The following is an 18,291-nucleotide window of genomic DNA, read 5'->3' as shown; positions in this document are numbered from 1 at the left end:
GGCAGCGGAAGAAATTGCGCGGATCGCCGGATCGGCTGCGGCTGTTTCACCCGTGGCGGCGCAGTTGCCAGCGCACAATTCCCATGCCAATCCGGTTGAGTTTCCCGATGACCCGCCACAGGGATCGGGCACGCCGCTTTGCCAGGCGGCCGGTGGCCAGCCGGGGCAGCGCGAACCAGATGAGGCGCAGGGAACACCAGTTCAATATGGCAACCAGATGCGCACAGGCCCTGACCTCCGTGAAGCGCAGGCACGCCTGCAGCCACCGCTGAAGGCGAAGACCGGACGGCGCATGCGGGTTGCGGATCTGGCGATGCGCCTTCTGGATTCGCGCGAGCTCCTGCGCTGTGTTCAGGCGCAGTTGGTGGCGCTTTGCCAGGATATGGTCCAATTCACTGCTGCTGTTCTGCATCGCGCACCGCTCTGCAACCGGAATTTGCATGCCGCTCGTCGTTCGAGGGCGTCAATGCGCGGCTGCCGTTTGACAATCGGGTGTCAATCTGCATCCTCGAGTGGCTATAGGAGCAAGCGAAATATGTTTCGCTCGGGCCAAAAAGCCACGCGAACGGCTCTTGTGTAATTTACCGGAAGCGGCAGTGTAGCATTATGGATCACAGTATGTGTCGGTCATATTCTGGTCGTGTTAATCCTGCCTTGGTTGGCATATAATTATCCTGTTACCACATTTTGGGGTAGGCAGATTTTCTGGAAGGAATGCAAATGGTACGCAGGTTAACGCTTCTCATGGCCGGAGCCCTTTTGGGTGCAACGGCAATGGTGGCTGTGCAGGGCGGGCTGCATATAACCGCCGCGGAAGCTGCGGGCACTGACACATACAAGCAGTTGTCGCTTTTCGGCGAAGTCTTCGAGCGGGTGCGCAACCAGTATGTCACGCCGCCGGATGACCAGAAGCTGATCGAAAGCGCCATCAACGGCATGCTGACATCGCTTGATCCGCATTCGTCCTATATGAACGCCGAACAGGCGAAGGAAATGTCGGTGCAGACCAAGGGTGAGTTTGGCGGCCTTGGCATTGAAGTCACCATGGAAAACCAGTTGTTGAAGGTGATCACGCCAACGGAAGATGGCCCCGCATTCAAGGCGGGTGTTCTTGCCGGCGATTATATCTCGCAGATCGACGGAACCGATGTCCGCGGCCTGTCGCTGAACGATGCGGTCGACAAGATGCGCGGCGATGTCAACACGCCCATCGAGCTGACGCTGATCCGTCAGGGCGCCGACAAGCCGATCAAGCTGACCGTCGTGCGCGACGTGGTCAAGGTAAAGGCCGTCAAATACCGCGTCGAGAACGATGTCGGTTATGTCAGGGTCATTTCCTTCACCGAACAGACCTACGAAGATTTGCAGAAGGCGATCAAGGACATCCAGAGCAAGGTTCCCGCCGACAAGCTCAAGGGCTTCGTGCTGGATCTTCGCCTCAATCCGGGTGGCCTGCTGGACCAGGCGGTTGCCGTCTCCGATGCCTTCCTCGACAAGGGTGAGATCGTCTCGACCCGCGCCCGCGATCCGCAGGACATAACCCGCTTCGATGCCCGTCCGGGCGATCTGATCAACGGCAAGCCGATGATCGTCCTGATCAATGGCGGTTCCGCCAGCGCGGCTGAAATCGTTGCCGGAGCGCTGCAGGATCAACGCCGGGCGACGGTGCTGGGCACGCGGTCCTTCGGCAAGGGCTCGGTGCAGACGATCATCCCGCTGGGCGAGAATGGCGCACTGCGGCTGACGACGGCGCTGTATTACACGCCGGCCGGCAAATCGATCCAGGGCAAGGGCATCGTGCCGGATATCGCGGTCGAACAGCCGCTGCCGGACGATCTGAAGGGTCGGGCCGAACCGATGAGCGAATCCAGCCTGAAGGGCCACATCAAGGGCGTTCAGGAGGATGCGGAAGGATCGGGCTCGATTGCCTATGTCCCGCCGGATCCGAAGGACGACCTGCAGCTGATCGAAGCCCTGAAGCTGCTGCGCGGCGAACAGGCCAATGCCGCATTCCCGGCAGACCCGACGAAAGGCTTTTCCAAGTAACCGGAAAGCCGGAGACCATCATGAAAGGGACGGGCCCGTCCGGTCTGTCCCTTTCGGTTGCCGGCCATTCTGCAACCACCACGATTTCTCATTCTCATCAGGCACAATGGATCTTTCCAGTACTATCGAAGCCACGATTTCCTTCACGCGGGAGCATGAAAAATGGGCGCCGGTCATCGTCTTTGCGCTCGGCTTGGTTGAATCCCTGGCCTTGCTCTCCCTGCTTGTTCCCTCCACGATCATCCTTCTGGGCATCGGCGGCCTGTTCGGGGCGAGCGGGCTTCCCTTCTGGCCGCTGCTTGTTTCCGGCGGCATCGGCGCATGCGTGGGCTATACGCTTTCCTATTGGGTGGGGCGGCACTTTCACGAACCCATCTTGAGAAACTGGCCATTTTCCCGTTATCCGGCCATGGTCGAGCGGTCAGAGCGGTTTTTCGAGCGATATGGCGTCTTCAGCGTTTTTCTCGGCCATTTCTTCGGTCCGGTTCGTGCTGTCATTCCGGTTGTCGCCGGGGTGGCCGGCATGACGGAATTCCGGTTTCAGCTGGCCAATATTCCGTCGGGCTTCCTGTGGGCGTTTCTCGTCATCGCTCCGGGCTATTTCTCCACCCAGTCCGACCAGATGAAACCATTCTGGGACTCCGTCAAAAGCCTGGCCGGAAGCTGAGTCTACCGGGCCTTTTTCCGCACTTTCATATCAAGGCAAGGTCACGGGGCTGCACGGCGGCAAAGACGCGGTGCAGTCCGGTCTGGTCAAGGCCATACATGCGCTGGAACAGTCCGCCGAGGAGGGAGCGGTAATCGGTCAGAACGGGATAGTCGCGGTTCTGGAAAAGATGGGCCTGGTCGACCGCGATTTGCTCACCGGCGATGCGTCCGCCCTTGATGCCGCCGCCCAGAACCCAGTAGACGCTGCCATGGCCGTGATCCGTGCCGCGATTGCCGTTCTCGCGAAACGTGCGGCCGAATTCGGAGAGGACCACCACGACAGTGTCCTGCCATTGCGGGCCGATCTCTTCGGCGAACCCGGCAATTCCCCGGCCGAGCTCGCTCAGCCTGTCGGCGAGATACCCGTTCGCCGCCCCCTGGTTGACATGGGTGTCCCAGCCGCCGACATCGACGAAACCCAGGTTGAACTGCTCGCGCATGAGACGGCCGATCCGGCGTGCGGACAGCTCGAACCCCTTGGCGGAGACGGCGCCGCGGCTGGCTTCCATCATGTGATCGGTGATCGCATGATAGACATCATCGCGGACGCGAAAGCCTTCCCGCACAGACCCCTCCAATGATTTCCCGTCATACATGGCGCTGATGAGACTCGCCTGGCGGCTGTCGATGCCCGGCTTGCCCACGCTGTTGATCGCGATGTTGGGGACCGGCTCTCCGCCCTGGAAGGTGAGCGGCATCTGGTCGGTGAAGGAGATCGGCCGCACGCGTGTCAGGGCGCCGGCGAGGCGCGCCATGAAGCCGGACCGGTAATCCCGCGTGCCGTTGACGTCCTGTCCGAGCTCGATGGTGTCCTGGGTTTCAAAGTGGCTGCGCGTCAAGTCGTCGGTACCGGCGAACGGAATGAAGGCGGCCTGCCCTTTCTGATAGAAGGGGAGGATCGTGTCCTTCAGGGCCGGGTGCAGGCCCCAATTGACGTCGAGGGAAAGTGCCGAGGCGGCATTGGCCGCGTCCGGACGGGCGATGGCGAGGTTCGGCCGCGATGCATAGTAGAAATCACTGCTGACCGGGATCACCACATTGGCGGCATCATAGGCGCCGCGCAGGAACACCACGAGCAGGCGTGCGTCGGTTTTGGGCGCTGCCCAGACACGCCCGGCAACCGTCATGGAGGTCACGGCTGCCAGTCCACCAATGAGATCACGGCGATTGATATGCATGATCGTCTCCTCGTCGGGTTGCTGTTACTGCATGAATTCGGGTGAGGACAGGAACAGCGTGTTCCAGTCCTGCGGTGAAATCGCCTTGTCGAGGGCGGTCTGCGTGGGCGCTGAAAGCTTCAGATGCAGGCTTGAGAAATACAGCCCGTTCTCGATGAGCGGGAATGCCGGCTGATCCACCGCATCGGGCGTTGCCGCCTTGAAAAGCCCGGCGGAATTGGACCCGATCTGGCGGGCAATCTCAAAGCGCGTCATCATCGCCCCCGATCCGTTCCACGCCGTCGACATCATGGAATAACCATCGGGGGTCTGGTGGTTATAGAGGCCTTCCGCCAGGCGGTTCAGCCAGTTCTGGACGGGCGCGCTGTTGACGATGACTTTCGTGTCATAGGCAAGACGGATGGCGGAAAGAACATACCGGACAGGATCCTTGAAATGCCCGCCAAGCGAGGCTGTAAATTCGGGGGAATGGAACAGCGTGTCGAGGACGCTGGCGATATTGCCATCCGTCCGCATGAAGGTCTGGGCCATCCGGTCAACCAGGGCAGGCGGCGGGACATCGGCGACAAAATAGGTGGCGAGCTGCCGGGACACATGCTGGGCCGTTGCCGGCTGTTTGCATAGAATATCGAGCGCTTCTTCAACTTCGGCGAAGCCGCGCCCTTTGATCGTTCGCCCCAGGAAAACCTTGTCGCCGAAATCATGGCGTGCCGGATTGAATTCAAACAAACCATCGCGCACGAGCAGCGGCTGCAGGTCCGGTTTCAGCTTGGGATTGTCCGGTTTGAGATCGATCCCGACGCCGGTGAGGATGCGCGCCAGTTCCTCGACATCCTTCTGCGTATAGCCGGAGCCGACGCCCATGGTGTGCAGCTCCATGATCTCCCGGGCGTAATTCTCGTTGATATGGCCAACGGCGTTGTCGGCATTGTCGAGGTAGCGGATCATGGCGGGGTGACGCAGCGTTGCGTCCAACAGGTCGTGAAACCGGCCGAGCGCGTGCGCGCGGATGGCCTTGTTCTCGTAATCGCCGACAAGGATGCGCAGATTGGCCTTGTATTGATGCACGTTGAAATGATTGAACCAGAACCACGTCATCCGTTCGCGCAGCTGATCAGGTGAATAGAGCGCCCGCAACAGGCTGGCGGTTGCTGCCTGCCGGGCCATGTCGCTCATGCCATCCTGAAAAGCCTTTTGCGCAATGGCTTTCTGGTCGGGATCGGCCGTCTGGTTGGCGGTGCGCCCCTGCGCGTCGAAGTCCGTGGCAAGATCGAAGGCGGATTTCTGGCTGACCGGCAAGGCCCCGATCTGTGTCTGGACCGTTGCCGGTAGCGCGTCGGACGCGGGATGGAGTTGCGTTTGCAGCCATTTTTCCCGGCCAAGCGTGTGATAGGCCGCCATCGTCGATGGATTGACACCCCACGTTATTGCATCGACCAGCGCAAGATCGCGCACGATCTGCGCTGCAGGGTTGTCAGCGGCCGGCGCTGCCGCCGCATGGAGCGGGCTGAGCAGGATCAGCCCGCAGATTGAAAATCTTGCTATTCGACCCCTGTGCATGCTCTCACTCCGCCGAATAAAGGATGGATGCATCGCAACGGCGTTTCCCGTTGCAGATGCCGATTCTCATTTGGGGCAGGCGGGCTGATCCTGGCCGCCGCACTCTTTCTTCATGCCGGGCTTTTGCGGCACATGTGGCTGGGGCCTTCCGGCTAGCGGCCTTGCCTCGACCTGCCGCCGCGGCTGCATTTGCACTGGCGTATGGGCTTGCGGCACGGGACTGGGCGGCCTGCTCACCTGCGCATTGACCCGTGCCTGGTTCTGCGGCTGAGCCCTTTGAACCGGCGGGCGGGGAGCGGCCTGATTGTGCGGACGTGGGCTGGCATTCAGTTTTGCGACCGCCGGTGGAATGGTCCGGGGTTGAGGATTGGGCGCAGCCTTGTGCCTGGCCTGTGCGGCAATAGTGGGCTGGCGGTTGACAGCAGCCGGCAAGGCGTTTTTCCCGGCTTTGTTCCGGCCGGTCGACACGGCAGCTTTCCCGGGGGCAAGCGGTGCGGCACTGCTTGGGGCAGCCGGGAGGGCGTGCCCCGGCAATGGCGGCTTGACCACTGCGGCGTTGGCTTTTCCGGGTGTTTTCGTCACAGCCTGCGGGGCTGGTGTCTGCACCGGTGCCGGGTTTTGCAGTGCGGGTTTGCCGTTGATGAGGGGGAGGCGGCTGCCGTTGGTTCCTGGGAGCGAATGGCTGTCCTGTGGTTTGATGGCCGCGGGTACCGGGCCCGGAGCGGCGGGTTTGGCGGGTGCGACGGGATTCTGATTTGGCATGACTGCCGCCTTCTTCTGCACCGATGGCGGCAGGGCAACGTGCAGGGCGGCCGCCGCGGCTCCCACCGCAACGGCGGCGCCGGCAACTTTCGCGCCGGTGCTCAGGCCAGGGCTGGGGGCAGCCGCAGGTTCCTGCACGATCGTCGTGGTGTTGTTGATCACCGTGTTATGAATATTGTTGAAGATGACGTTGTTTTCAGGCGGTGCAATGTCACGCGCCGGGCGGACCCACTCCGCCACGGGCACGAATGCAGGCACCGGAAGAACATAGAGATCGACAGGTGGGGGCGGGGGTGCCAGCACGATGAAATCGGGCGGTGGTGGCGGCAGGAAGATCACCGGCGGCGGTGGCGGCGGCGCAAAGTCGAATTCGGGATCATCGAAATACAGGACCGGGCGGTCGACATAGATGATTTCCGTTTCAGGTGGCGGCGGCACGTCGTAAGCAATCACTGTGAAGGATGCGGGCGGCTCCAGCGCGGCCTCGAAATGGTCAAGTCGCCGGCGCGCATCCCAGCCGTGGGGACCATGCGGATAGCGGCGCAGATATGACCAATAGGCTTCCGGCGTGTCTGTGACCCAGGTTTGGCGCCATGTGATCGCTTCACGCCGGGCAGCGACAATGGCCCGCACACGCTTGGCCATCGGGTCGCTGGGATAAGCAGCAAGAAAATCCTCGTACCCGCGCAGCGTATCGCGATCGAGCGCAGCGAGATAGGCGTCGCGGGCATCGAAATCGCGAATGGCCTTGGCCCGCATCGCACCGCCCTGCAGCGCGGAGACTTGCTGTGCCGGCGCATCGGGGCCTTTGTCGAAGAAAAGGAACGGCGTGCGGAATTTCGAGGCATTCCAGGGCAGTTCCCCGCCCTTGGTCGCATCGCTTACCCGCAGGCGCGTGCGATCGAAGACGTCATCAAGCCCCAGCCCGCCGACACGGATCATCTCGGCAAGGGCGTGCGCATAGGCGCCGTAAGGCCCGGGCTCTGGCGGAGCGACGGTTCCGGGCGCTGCATTGAAGCCGATCAGGACATTGGGATCGGGATCGACAATGGCCAATCCCCCTGCCAGCGGCTGATCCGATCGGACGAATGGGTTGGTTCGGGCCGCGTCGAGCACCATGATGGTGCCCTTGTTTTGCAAAGCGGCAAGCGATTTGGTGAAATCGGAGACCCGTATGGCTTCGACGGGAACATCGGTTGCGCGCGTCATTTTCGCATCGACACCGGCAAAATAGTTTTCGCCTTCATACTGCAGGCCATACCCGGCGAGATAAACGAAGACGACGGTGTCGGGTCCGGAGGCCGTTGCCTTGTCGAGAAAATCCCGGAAGGTATGGCGCAACGAATCCTGATCGAGGTCCCTCGCTCCGACCACATCAAATCCTGCGGCCTGCAATGTTTGTGCAATCAGGCCGGCATCGTTGGCGGGTGTCGGCAGCGGACCGGTTTGATAGGCCGAATTGCCGATGACGAGAGCGATTCTTTTCTCCAACGGCGCCTGGGCTTGGGCCAGGCCGGGAATGGCTAGGGAGCCGAGCACCAGAAGTACGGCAAGACATGTCCGGATTATTCGCATCTCGATCACCTCATTGCAAAGCACGCACGTGCAGCAGGATTATGGTGTGCTTTGAAAGCGGCACGCAAAAATCGTGCTCCATGATTCCGGCAAAATCGTGGGATCGGTGCGTTAAATCTGCTTTGACCAATGCTTTCGAAATTGCTGAGTATAATCAACGCGGCATGGTTGATGGGTCGTCCTGCACCGGGGGTTGCCGCGGCGGAATACGCAATAAAACACCGGTCTGTTGCCAGACCGGTGCCTTGATCGTTGAAAAAGATATTGGTCATTGGAAAAGAGTGCATCTGAAGACCAAAGCCCTCGAAAGATACTCTAGCCATTTAAATCGATTTGAAAATTGGTAGTTCCACCTAGAGAACGGAGCCGCCGATGGGATTGCGGCTCAGGCAGATTGCTCTGCCTTTCCTTGCCACCGGAGCGGTGGCGGCTTGCTGATTGCATTTCTGATCACCTGTTTCACATGGACTCGGCTGGCATAGACTCATAAAGTCGGTTGCAGAGCCATTCAGATGGGGAGCAGTGTTGGCTATCGACCGCGTTGCACGCAAACTGGTTGCCATTCTGGCAATCGATATGGTCAGTTATTCGCGCCATATGGAAACCGATGAGGCCGCCACGATAGCGCGCATGCGCGTTCATCGTCAGCAGCTGATCGATCCGGTTCTGCGGGAACACAATGGACGCATCGTCAAGACAACGGGTGACGGGCTGCTTGTCGAATTCGGCAGCGTTGTCGACGCGGTCGAAAGTGCGGTTCTGATCCAGCGCGGCGTGGCGGACGCCGAAGCGGATATGCCGCGGGAACACCGCATTCAATATCGTGCAGGCATCAACATAGGTGATATCGTCATTGACGGTGATGATATCTTTGGCGACGGCGTCAATATCGCCGCAAGGATGGAAGCCTTGGCTGATCCGGGTGGAATATCGATCACCGCGAATGTGTTTGAACAGGTCGCGGGCAAGGTGGCCTTCACCTTTGAAGATCTGGGCGAACGGCAGGTCAAGAACATCAGGAAGCGCATACGCGTCTACCGGGTTGTGCTGGAGATCATGGCGGGTGCCAAACGCCCCCGATCCGATGCGCCATCGGCCGACGGTGTCGCCAAGCCGGCCATAGCCGTCCTGCCGTTCCAGGATATGAGTGCCGACAAGGACCAGGAGTATTTTGCCGACGGTATCGCCGAAGACATCATTACGGGGCTGGCGCGCAACCAGGCATTCTTTGTCATCGCCCGCAATTCATCCTTTACATACAGGGGCGGTGCCGTCGATATAAAGCAGGTCGCCGGGGAACTCGGCGTGCGCTATGTGCTGGAAGGCAGCGTGCGGCGCAGCGGTTCCCGGGTGCGGATCACCGCGCAGCTGATCGATGCGGCGACCGGCAATCACATCTGGGCCGAGCAGTTCGACCGGCAGATGGATGACATCTTCGCTGTCCAGGACGACATCACGGCGAGCATTGTCGGCGTGGTGACGCCCGAACTCATCGGCGCGGAGATGAAGCGGGCTCGCCGGAAAGACCCCGCCAACCTCAGCGCGTGGGATTATGTCATGCGAGCGAACTGGCATGCCTGGCGCTGGACAAGGGAAGACAGCGCGGCAGCCAAGGATTTTGCCCTGAAGGCAATAGCCCTTGATCCGAACCTGGCGCGTGCCCGGGTGGTGCATGCCATGTGCGATATCATCGATGTGCTGTACGCCTGGAGCCCCAATCCGCTGCAGGCCATGAACGAAGCCCACGAAATGGCGCGCGTCGCGGTTGAACTGGATGAACGGGATGCCGAAGCGCATACGATCCTCGGTTCGGTCGCCCTGTTCATGCGGCGGTTCGACGATGCACGGCGATGCCTGGAAACGGCCATCGATATCAATCCCAATCTGGCGTTCGCACGCATGTGGGGCGGCGGATATTATGCGCTGGCGGGTGAAAGCGGCAATGCACGCGAAACCCTGAAGATGGCCATACGGCTCAGCCCGCGCGACCCGGCCAATTACTGGACCTTCGCATTTTTCGGCATGGCCGAGTTTGCCGACGGGCACTATGACGCTGCGGCGGAATGGGCGCGCAAGGCGCTGCATCTCAATCCCAATTTTCCGACCGGTCACAGGGTTCTTCTGGCGGCACTCGGCGAGATGGACAATGCAGACGCGACGCGTGCCGCGCTTGACCGCCTTCTCCATGTCGCCCCGGGGACCAGCATTGCCACGACACGTGCCGGTGTTCCCTGGCGAAACCCCGAGCATTTGCAGCGCTATCTCGATGCGCTGCGCAAGGCAGGGCTGCCGGAGTGATGCGGCAACCCTGGCATTGCCGTCAGGACGACAGTGCTTCCTGCATCTCGGTTTGTGTCGGCGGCTTGCGGCCGGCCTCGCGTGAAACCGGAATCAGCCAGGTCGTGGCAAAGGTGAGGATGGCAACGGTGAACACCCCCCAGAAACTCCAGTGCAAGGCGGAGTGAAACACCAGGCGGATGGCGGGGTTCGTCGCCAGGCTGGACAGGCCCGACGGCTGGTTGATCACCTCGTGCAGTTTATTGGCGAGATCGCCACTGCCGAAATGCGCAATCCCGATATTGAGTATGGCACCGAGGGTTGTTGCGCCGAGGGTGTTGCCGAGGCTGCGCGAGAAGATGATCGATGCCGTGGCACTGCCGCGCATCGACCATTCGACACTTTCCTGTACGAGAACGACGCTGGTGACGCTGATCAGTCCCATGCCGAAACCCATGAGGAAGGAACCGACGCCGGCAGAGACTGGGCTGCTTTCGGGCGTGAGGAAGAGCAGAAAGGACGCGCCGATCGGAAACATCAGGCTGCCGGCGCGCAGGGTCCTGCGGATTCCAAACGCGCGAAACAGCCGGATGGACAGCATGACGGCGAGCGGCCAGCCGACGATGAGCATGGTCAGCGTGAAACCGGCAACGAGCGGCGAACGTCCCAGGACGCCCTGCACATAGATCGGCAGGACGGTGGTCAACCCGATCAGCGCCATGCCGGCGAGAAGCGTCGCTATGTTGCTGGTGGCGACAAGCCGGCGGCTCCACAGGGCAAGCGAAATGATGGGCTCCGGCGCCCGGCGCTCCTGCATGAAGAACAGGATGGCAGTCACGATGAACACGGCAGCCAGCGCGGCGAGGATCGACAGATCGGCGTCCGTTTCGGTCAGGATGACCATCAGCGAGACGATGGCGATCGAAAACAGGATGGTGCCGAGATAGTCGATCTGGGCTTTGCGCGGCTCGATTTTTTCATGCAGGAACAGCGTAAAGCCGATGATCGTCAACAGGCCGATCGGCAGGTTGATCCAGAAGATCCACGCCCAAGAAACATGATCCACGATCAGGCCGCCGGCGAGGGGGCCGGTTACGGCGGAAATCGCCCAGACGCTGGCCAGAATGCCCTGCACCTTGGCGCGTTCCTCAAGCCTGTAGAGATCGCCGACGATGGTCATCGTCACCGGCTGGATGGCTCCGGCGCCCAGCCCCTGCAGCAAGCGGAATGCGATCAATGACGTCATCGACCAGGCAAAACCGGCCAGTGCCGAGCCGGCAAGGAAAATCACAATGCCATCGATGAGCATGGGTTTGCGGCCGAAAATATCGGACAGCTTGCCGTAGATCACCGTTGTCGTCGACTGTGCCAGCAGGAAGGCCGAGAAGACCCAGCTGTAATAGGTGAAACCGCCGAGCTGCCCGACAATGCGCGGCATTGCCGTGGCAACGATGGTGGCTTCAATGGCGACCATGAATGTTGCCAGCATGATGGAGGCAACAATCAACGGACGTTTTGAACGTTCAACCGATTGAGACATGTGTTGTTCTGGCTTTCCACTCGCCGGGATAGTGGTTGACGGGTCACGGAAGACCTCGGGCGAGCTGTATATGTGCGGGATCGGGATCGGGTTGGCGGCAAGGGGCTCAAAATCGCGGCTTGCACGCCATACTTCAACGCCTCGAAACGCCGATTGTCAATCTCCCCCATGCACACTCCTGACATCCCGGCGCGTGATTCAATCTTGCACTCGCCGGAAAATTGAAGTCCTCTCGGGCCCTGTTTTGAATCAGGATTCGCCCAAGGGGAACAGAATGTCCTTCCAGAAACTCGATGAACTCGGCCACAGGCTTGAAGCCCTTGAACATGCGCTTGCCATTCTCGGCGCCGACGAGGCCACCCATATGGCCGTTGGCGGCGGTGAAAAGCGGGCGGAAGCCATGGGCACGCTGGCGGGGATGTATCATCGCCAGGCATCCGCGCCCGAAATTGCCGACTGGATCGATGCGGCGGAGCGGGAGGACCTGGACGAGGAGCAGGTCGCGGCTGTCAGGGAGTTCAAGCGGCACTATGTCAATCTGACCTGCCTGCCCGCTGAATTCGTCGAGCGCCAGACGAACACGCGTATGCGCTGCGAGCAGTTATGGCGCGACCTGCGTGCCAAGAATGACTGGGCCGGATTCCTGCCGGCGCTCGAAGGTGTCGTTGCGCTGGCGCGCGAAGAAGCAGCCATGCGCTCGCAGATTCTCGGCCTTGGTCTTTATGATTCGATGATCGAGCAATATGACCCCGGCAATCGCACGGCGGATATCGCGCCGGTATTCGACACATTGAAAACCTTCCTCAAGGACTTCGTGCCGGAGGCGCTGGCCGTGCAGGCGGAAAGGTTGGCAAAACGCCCGCTGAAACCCTTGTCCGGTGTTTATCCGGTCGACAGGCAGCGTGAGCTTGGTCTTGCCATGATGGCGGCAGTTGGCTTCGATCTTTCCCATGGCGGCCTTTCCGTATCGCACCATCCGTTCTGTGGGGGCGTGCCGAGCGACGTGCGCATAACGACACGCTACCGGACGACGGAGTTTCTCTCCTCGCTGATGGGCGTGCTGCACGAAACCGGTCACGCGCTTTATGAACAGAACCTGCCGAAAAAGTGGTCGCATTGGCCGCTGGGGAAGGCGCGGGGAATGACGGTGCACGAAAGCCAGAGCCTGTTTGTCGAAAAGCAGCTCGGCCGCAACCCCGCATTCTGGCAATGGGCTCTTCCGGTTGTCGACAAATATCTGGCTGAATCCTGGTCCATGGATGACATCATTCCGCATGTTCACCGGGTCGAACGCGGTCTGATCCGGGTCGATGCCGATGAGGTGACCTATCCGCTGCATGTCATCTTGCGTTTCGAACTCGAACAGGACCTGATCCAGGGCAGATTGCAGCCGGTTGACCTGCCCGAGGCATGGGATGCGAAGATGCGCGACTACCTCGGATTGTCGACGATTGATAACCCGGCGGACGGGCCCATGCAGGATGTGCACTGGGCAAGCGGCGCCTTTGGCTATTTCCCGTCCTATACCCTCGGGGCGATGATGGCTGCGCAACAATGGGCGGCGCTGACAACGGAATATCCGGCTGCCGATAGGGATATCGCCAAGGGAGAGTTTGCGGCCATCAACAGCTGGCGGCGTGACAAGATCTGGTCTCAGGCATCGCGTTGGTCGACGCCGGAACTGCTTGAACGCGCCACCGGCGAAAAGCTCAATGCGGACCACTTCATCGGCCATATCCGTGCGCGCTATGGTGCGGTGTAAACGCTTGCAGCGGATGATGTTTGCGCCGCTCCGGGCTTGATAACCGGGGCGGGCGGACACAAATATGCACCAACACACTTCATGGTTGGCCGGACATGCCGCAATCACGCTGACCCCTGATGGAAGGGAAACATATGCGCAAATATGAAAAGAACTCTGACGTGATCTCGAAACTCTCTCCGGAGCAGTTTCGTGTCACCCAGCAGAACGGGACCGAACGTCCCGGAACGGGCGAATATCTGGACAACAAGGAACCGGGTATTTACGTTGATATCGTTTCCGGCGAGCCCCTGTTTGCCTCATCCGACAAGTTTGAATCGGGATGCGGCTGGCCCAGCTTCACCAAGCCCATCGAGCCTGCCCATGTGAACGAGCTGCGCGACGACAGTTACGGCATGGTGCGCATCGAAGTGCGCTCCAGCCATGGCGACAGCCATCTCGGGCATGTTTTCCCCGATGGTCCGCAGGATCGCGGCGGGCTGCGCTACTGCATAAACTCGGCCTCGCTCCGGTTCGTCCATCGGGATGACATGGAGGCGGAAGGCTATGGAGCCTATCTCAATCAGGTGGAGGAAATCGGATGACAAGCGAACGCGCAGTCCTTGCCGGCGGTTGTTTCTGGGGCATGCAGGATCTGATCCGTCGTTATGACGGCGTCCTGTCGACCCGCGTCGGCTATTCCGGCGGTGACGTCCCTAACGCGACCTACCGCAACCATGGCACCCATGCGGAAGCCATCGAAATCATTTTCGATCCCGCACGGATCAGCTACCGGAACATTCTGGAGTTCTTTTTCCAGATTCATGATCCCACAACGCTCAACCGCCAGGGCAACGATCTGGGATTGAGTTACCGCTCGGCGATTTTCTATGCGGATGAAGAGCAGAAGCGGATTGCCGAGGACACGATTGCCGATGTCGATGCGTCCGGTCTGTGGCCGGGAAAGGTCGTGACCGAGCTCGCACCGGTCGGCGATTTCTGGGAGGCGGAGCCGGAACACCAGGATTATCTGGAAAGGTATCCCAACGGCTATACCTGTCATTTCGTCCGGCCCGGCTGGAAGCTTCCTGTGCGGGACAAGGCGGCGGCATCGAGAGCCTGATGCTGTCCGCCCCGATGTGACGGGAAGGGGCCACATGATAAAAACTGCAGGGTACTGCCTGGTTGCCGTCTGCCTTGTCGGCATGCCTGCGGCGGCACAGGCGGCGTGGAAAGCTGTCGAACAGGTGGAAACCTACGCAATTGCCGGAAAATCCGGTGCGGCGCTCTATGCGTCGATCGGCGAGCGGGGGCCCATCATAGCCGGCGCCACCCGGACAATCGCCCACACCAATTTCAAACTGACGTGGCAAAGAAAGTATGAGCGGCAGGGCAATGCTTGCGCCTTGGTTGCCGCAACGCCGAAACTCATCATCACCTATACGCTGCCGAAGCCCGCCGAACGGTTGCCGGCTGCGGTACAGGCGAACTGGGATACGTTCATTGCCGGTGTGCGCACCCATGAAGCCGTGCACGGCGAGACGATCAAGGACATGGTCAAGGGGATCGAGGCCGCGACCATCGGCCTGTCGGTGCCTGAAGATCCCGGCTGCCGGAAAATCCGGGTCGAGATGACGAAGCGCCTTTCCGAGCTTTCCCTTGCCCAGCGGCAGAAGGGGCGGGATTTCGACCGGGTCGAGATGGGCGACGGCGGCAACATCCAGCAGCTTGTGCTTCGCCTGGTCAATGGCGGGTGACGCCACCTATGCGAACGGCTCGGCGAGCGTGAAGCGCTTTGGCAGCAGCCGTTCGAAATAGGCCCGGCACGGCGCTGAAATCCGGTTGCGCTCAGGCTCGAGAAAATCGTCCGGGAGGTGGCGTGTTTTGCCGGCAACGCTGGCAAGCGGAACGATCTGCGGACGGGTGCTGCCATTGGCATATTGCAGCGCCACCGACCCGCCGCCGCGCGCCGCCGTTTCGACGGCGAAGACCCCCGCCTCGAAAGCCTCCTGTGCATCGGTCGCATTGGTTGTGGCGATGTTGCCGCGCGGCAGGTAGCCGAACGTATCCACCCGTGCGCGGGCGCCCGGCAAGCCGTCCCTGAGAAGCTGTTCGATGGCCATTCCCAATTCTCCGCCGGACAGGCGGATATTGCCGTGGGCGTCGCGTTCAAGGCGATCGGCGGGAACAAGGTTTTCAACCACGGTCCGCCCGTCCTCGCCGGTCACGCCCTCCGACATGGCAATGATGCAGCGGCCGTGACGGCTCTGCGCTTCGCGCACGTCATCGATGAACCGTTTTGCCGAAAAGGCCCGCTCCGGCACATAGACAAGATGAGGCGCGCTCGCATCGTCGTGCTGCCATGCGGCTGCCGCGGTGGTGAGGAATCCCGCATGGCGGCCCATGACGATCCCGACATAGATGCCGGGCAGCGCACGGAAGTCGAGATCGATACTGAGGAAAGCGCCCGCGATGAACTCGGCAGCGGAAATGAAACCGGGCGTGTGATCGCTCTCGACCAGATCATTGTCGATCGTCTTGGGTGCGTGAACAAAGGCAATATCCTTGCCCGCCGCTTCCACCAGGATCTGCTGGGTTCCGGCGGTATCGTTCCCGCCGATATTGATGAAGGCCGTTGCCCCGACCTCGCGCAGGCTTTTCAGGATCGCCTCGCAATAGGCCGCATCGGGTTTGTCGCGCGTGCTCCCGAGCGCAGCACTCGGTGTTGCCGCGATCAGGCGCAGTTGTTGTTCCGGCAGAGCCGAGAGATCGACGAAGTTGCCGGCGCGAATACCGCGTACGCCGTGCTTTGCACCGAGCACACGGGCACCGGGATAACGCTTGCGCACCTCCAGCGTGGCGCCCGCAAGGGTCTGGTTGATGACTGCTGTCGGTCCGCCGCCCTGCGCAATTACGAATGTCTCGGTCATATCCGTCCCTCTCGTTTTTCTTGTTCGTCAGATCAAGTCAGGAAACCTTCGCTTTCACCCGGTGCTGCACATCGGGCTGGTGCCATTTGCGGCCATCGCGCTCGATCAGTGCATCGGCGCATTGCGGCCCCATGCTGCCCGCCGGATAGGGATCAGGGCGTTCTGCCGATGTCGCCCACAGATCGAGAAAGGGCTGCACGGCCGCCCATCCCGCTTCGATGCTGTCGGCGCGCTGAAACAGGGTCTGGTCGCCGACGAACAGATCGTAGAGCAGGGATTCATAACCGGTCAGTTTGCCGATATCAAAGAAATCCGCATAGTTGAAATCGAGGGATACCGGCACCGTCTCGACGGAAAGACCGGGCGACTTGATCGATATTTCGATGTGCAGGCCCTCGTCCGGCTGCACCTGGATGATCAGCCGGTTCGGCGTCAGGCGGCGCTGCGGCCCCATCCCCTTGAACTGGGCGAAGGGAACCTGGCGGAAGGTAACGACGATCTCGGTATCGCGGGCCGTCATGGCCTTGCCGGTGCGCAGATAGAAGGGAACACCCGCCCAGCGCCACGTATCGACAAAAAGCTTCAGGGCAACGTAAGTCTCCGTTGCGCTGTCGCGCGCCACATCCGGGATATCCGTATAGTTCGGTATGGTTTTGCCGCCGGAAACCCCCGTTGTATAGGTGCCGCGCGCCGAGTTCTGCTCGGCTTCTTCGCCGGAGTAGATCCGCAGGGCTTTCAGGACCTTGCCCTTCTCGTCGCGGATTGCCTCGGCGTCAAAGCTGTTCGGCGGCTCCATGGCAACCATGGCAAGAAGCTGAAACAGATGGTTGGGCACCATGTCCCTGAGCGCGCCCGTTGCGTCGTAGAATTTGCCGCGGGTGCCGACATCGACGAGTTCGGCCGCGGTGATCTGTACGTGATCGATGAAATTGTTGCTCCACAGGGATTCGATCATCATGTTGGCAAACCGCGCCGTCATGATGTTCTGCACGGTTTCCTTGCCGAGGAAGTGGTCGACGCGATAGACCTGCGTTTCCGGGACGCGGTTCAATATCCTGGCATTGAGCGCCTTGGCCGAAGCGAGGTCGGTGCCGAACGGCTTTTCGATCACAAGGCGGCGGAAGGCACCACCCGTTTCTTTCAGCAGGTCGTGATCGGCGAGCTTGTCGACGATATCGCCGAAGAACAGTGGCGGCACCGCAAGGTAATAGGCGGCGTTCCGCCCGGCCTGCGCTCCGATCTGGCCGGCAATCTCGGCATAGATGGCATCCTGCGTGAAGTCGCCCTGCCGATAGAAGATGCGCGAGCGCAGTCCCTGCCATGTCTCGGCGCTGTAGTTGGCCTTGATGTTGGACGTCGTGAGAAAATCCTCAAGCTTGGCGCGCAGCATTTCGTCATCGCCGGGTTCAATGCCGATGCCAAGGATCTGCAGGCTGTCGCTGACGAGGCCGCTCTGCGTCATGTTGAGGACGGTGGGAACGAGCAGCCGCCGCGTCAGATCGCCCGTTGCACCGAAGATGACCAGAGTGACGGGCGGAGCGGGCGCGATGGTCGGTTCAGTCACGGGAGCTCCTTTGGTTCAACACTGGGCACATGGTGGGTAGCGCGTGAGGGTCTTGGCCGGTTCGTTCCGAGAATGAACGGAATAACGCGCGGCCTGGCAAGCATTATCTTGCTGGCTTGGCACGATTTCATCCGCCAGGGGAAGCTGTTTCGTGATGCGCGTGGGGGCCTATTTGACCTTGCCGAATTTGATGGGCTTGCCGTCAGGGTCCGAGAGCGCCGTCTTGATCGCATTGAGGAATGCTTCGGGATTGTCGATGGAAATGTTGACGCTCTTGGCTTCCTTGAACGGGTTGAGGCCCGAAAGCTTGAGGTTGGCGGTTTCCTCTTCGTACCTGATTTCCTGAAGTTCTCTAAGGCGCATCCTGACGTCCAATCGCGGTTTGCAGTGAATGGTCCTGTCACATATTC

At 60.7% G+C, this 18,291-nt stretch carries 15 protein-coding genes; 7 read left to right on the top strand and 8 right to left on the bottom strand.

The window, feature by feature from the left end; translation table 11 throughout:
* Positions 1–46 precede the first annotated feature (46 nt).
* Positions 47–442: a hypothetical protein gene (locus tag AC1Q5O_RS19315; protein WP_492565166.1), complete on the bottom strand. Its 396-nt coding sequence runs from the start codon at positions 440–442 to the stop codon at positions 47–49.
* Positions 443–720: 278 nt separating this feature from the next.
* On the opposite strand from AC1Q5O_RS19315, the gene AC1Q5O_RS19310 reads away from it, so the two are divergent.
* Together AC1Q5O_RS19310 and AC1Q5O_RS19305 are read left to right on the top strand one after the other, a co-directional pair.
* Entirely contained in the window at positions 721–2,046 is a 1,326-nt protein-coding gene (locus AC1Q5O_RS19310) for a S41 family peptidase (protein ID WP_492565164.1), read from the top strand.
* A gap of 106 nt (positions 2,047–2,152) precedes the next feature.
* Entirely contained in the window at positions 2,153–2,713 is a 561-nt protein-coding gene (locus tag AC1Q5O_RS19305; protein ID WP_492565163.1) for a DedA family protein, read from the top strand.
* 25 nt (positions 2,714–2,738) lie between these two features.
* Here AC1Q5O_RS19305 and AC1Q5O_RS19300 read toward each other — a convergent pair whose 3' ends face one another.
* The 3 genes from AC1Q5O_RS19300 to AC1Q5O_RS19290 all read right to left on the bottom strand — a co-directional run bounded on the left by AC1Q5O_RS19300 (position 2,739) and on the right by AC1Q5O_RS19290 (position 7,829).
* A complete protein-coding gene (locus AC1Q5O_RS19300) occupies positions 2,739–3,926 on the bottom strand; it encodes a DUF1501 domain-containing protein (RefSeq protein ID WP_492565305.1) in 1,188 nt (395 codons plus the stop codon).
* Between the two features lie 30 nt (positions 3,927–3,956).
* Complete coding sequence (locus AC1Q5O_RS19295; RefSeq protein ID WP_492565161.1) at positions 3,957–5,492, bottom strand: DUF1800 domain-containing protein; 1,536 nt, start codon at positions 5,490–5,492, stop codon at positions 3,957–3,959.
* A gap of 66 nt (positions 5,493–5,558) precedes the next feature.
* The gene (locus AC1Q5O_RS19290; RefSeq protein ID WP_492565159.1) at positions 5,559–7,829 is read right to left on the bottom strand and encodes a caspase family protein; all 2,271 of its coding nucleotides are present in this window, start codon (positions 7,827–7,829) and stop codon (positions 5,559–5,561) included.
* A gap of 525 nt (positions 7,830–8,354) precedes the next feature.
* Here AC1Q5O_RS19290 and AC1Q5O_RS19285 point away from each other — a divergent pair.
* Positions 8,355–10,127 carry an adenylate/guanylate cyclase domain-containing protein gene (locus AC1Q5O_RS19285; RefSeq protein ID WP_492565157.1) on the top strand — a complete coding sequence of 591 codons (1,773 nt, stop codon included), beginning with the start codon at positions 8,355–8,357 and terminating at the stop codon, positions 10,125–10,127.
* 22 nt (positions 10,128–10,149) lie between these two features.
* On the opposite strand, the gene AC1Q5O_RS19280 is transcribed toward AC1Q5O_RS19285, so the two are convergent.
* On the bottom strand, positions 10,150–11,646 hold the full coding sequence (locus tag AC1Q5O_RS19280; RefSeq protein WP_492565155.1) for an MDR family MFS transporter: 1,497 nt from the start codon (positions 11,644–11,646) through the stop codon (positions 10,150–10,152).
* Between the two features lie 274 nt (positions 11,647–11,920).
* Between AC1Q5O_RS19280 and AC1Q5O_RS19275 the strand changes: the two genes are divergently transcribed.
* The 4 genes from AC1Q5O_RS19275 (at position 11,921) to AC1Q5O_RS19260 (ending at position 15,144) form a co-directional block, all read left to right on the top strand.
* Entirely contained in the window at positions 11,921–13,408 is a 1,488-nt protein-coding gene (locus AC1Q5O_RS19275) for a carboxypeptidase M32 (protein ID WP_492565153.1), read from the top strand.
* 134 nt (positions 13,409–13,542) lie between these two features.
* The gene (gene msrB, locus AC1Q5O_RS19270; RefSeq protein WP_288194906.1) at positions 13,543–13,992 is read left to right on the top strand and encodes a peptide-methionine (R)-S-oxide reductase MsrB; all 450 of its coding nucleotides are present in this window, start codon (positions 13,543–13,545) and stop codon (positions 13,990–13,992) included.
* Positions 13,989–14,510, top strand: a complete 522-nt coding sequence (gene msrA / locus AC1Q5O_RS19265) for a peptide-methionine (S)-S-oxide reductase MsrA (protein ID WP_492565151.1) — start codon at positions 13,989–13,991, stop codon at positions 14,508–14,510. Before msrB ends, msrA begins: the two co-directional genes overlap by 4 nt.
* A gap of 34 nt (positions 14,511–14,544) precedes the next feature.
* On the top strand, positions 14,545–15,144 hold the full coding sequence (locus AC1Q5O_RS19260; protein ID WP_492565150.1) for a DUF922 domain-containing Zn-dependent protease: 600 nt from the start codon (positions 14,545–14,547) through the stop codon (positions 15,142–15,144).
* Between the two features lie 6 nt (positions 15,145–15,150).
* Here AC1Q5O_RS19260 and AC1Q5O_RS19255 read toward each other — a convergent pair whose 3' ends face one another.
* From AC1Q5O_RS19255 to AC1Q5O_RS19245, 3 genes are all read right to left on the bottom strand, one after another.
* The gene (locus AC1Q5O_RS19255) at positions 15,151–16,317 is read right to left on the bottom strand and encodes a diphosphate--fructose-6-phosphate 1-phosphotransferase (RefSeq protein ID WP_492565149.1); all 1,167 of its coding nucleotides are present in this window, start codon (positions 16,315–16,317) and stop codon (positions 15,151–15,153) included.
* Positions 16,318–16,354: 37 nt separating this feature from the next.
* Positions 16,355–17,881, bottom strand: a complete 1,527-nt coding sequence (gene zwf, locus AC1Q5O_RS19250; RefSeq protein ID WP_492565148.1) for a glucose-6-phosphate dehydrogenase — start codon at positions 17,879–17,881, stop codon at positions 16,355–16,357.
* Positions 17,882–18,049: 168 nt separating this feature from the next.
* Positions 18,050–18,244 carry a hypothetical protein gene (locus AC1Q5O_RS19245; protein ID WP_464664039.1) on the bottom strand — a complete coding sequence of 65 codons (195 nt, stop codon included), beginning with the start codon at positions 18,242–18,244 and terminating at the stop codon, positions 18,050–18,052.
* Positions 18,245–18,291 lie beyond the last annotated feature (47 nt).

Source organism: Phyllobacterium sp. MT110 (genome assembly GCF_058792715.1).
The sequence above is the reverse complement of the archived record's forward strand: the minus strand, read 5'-3'. Positions and strand labels throughout refer to the sequence as shown.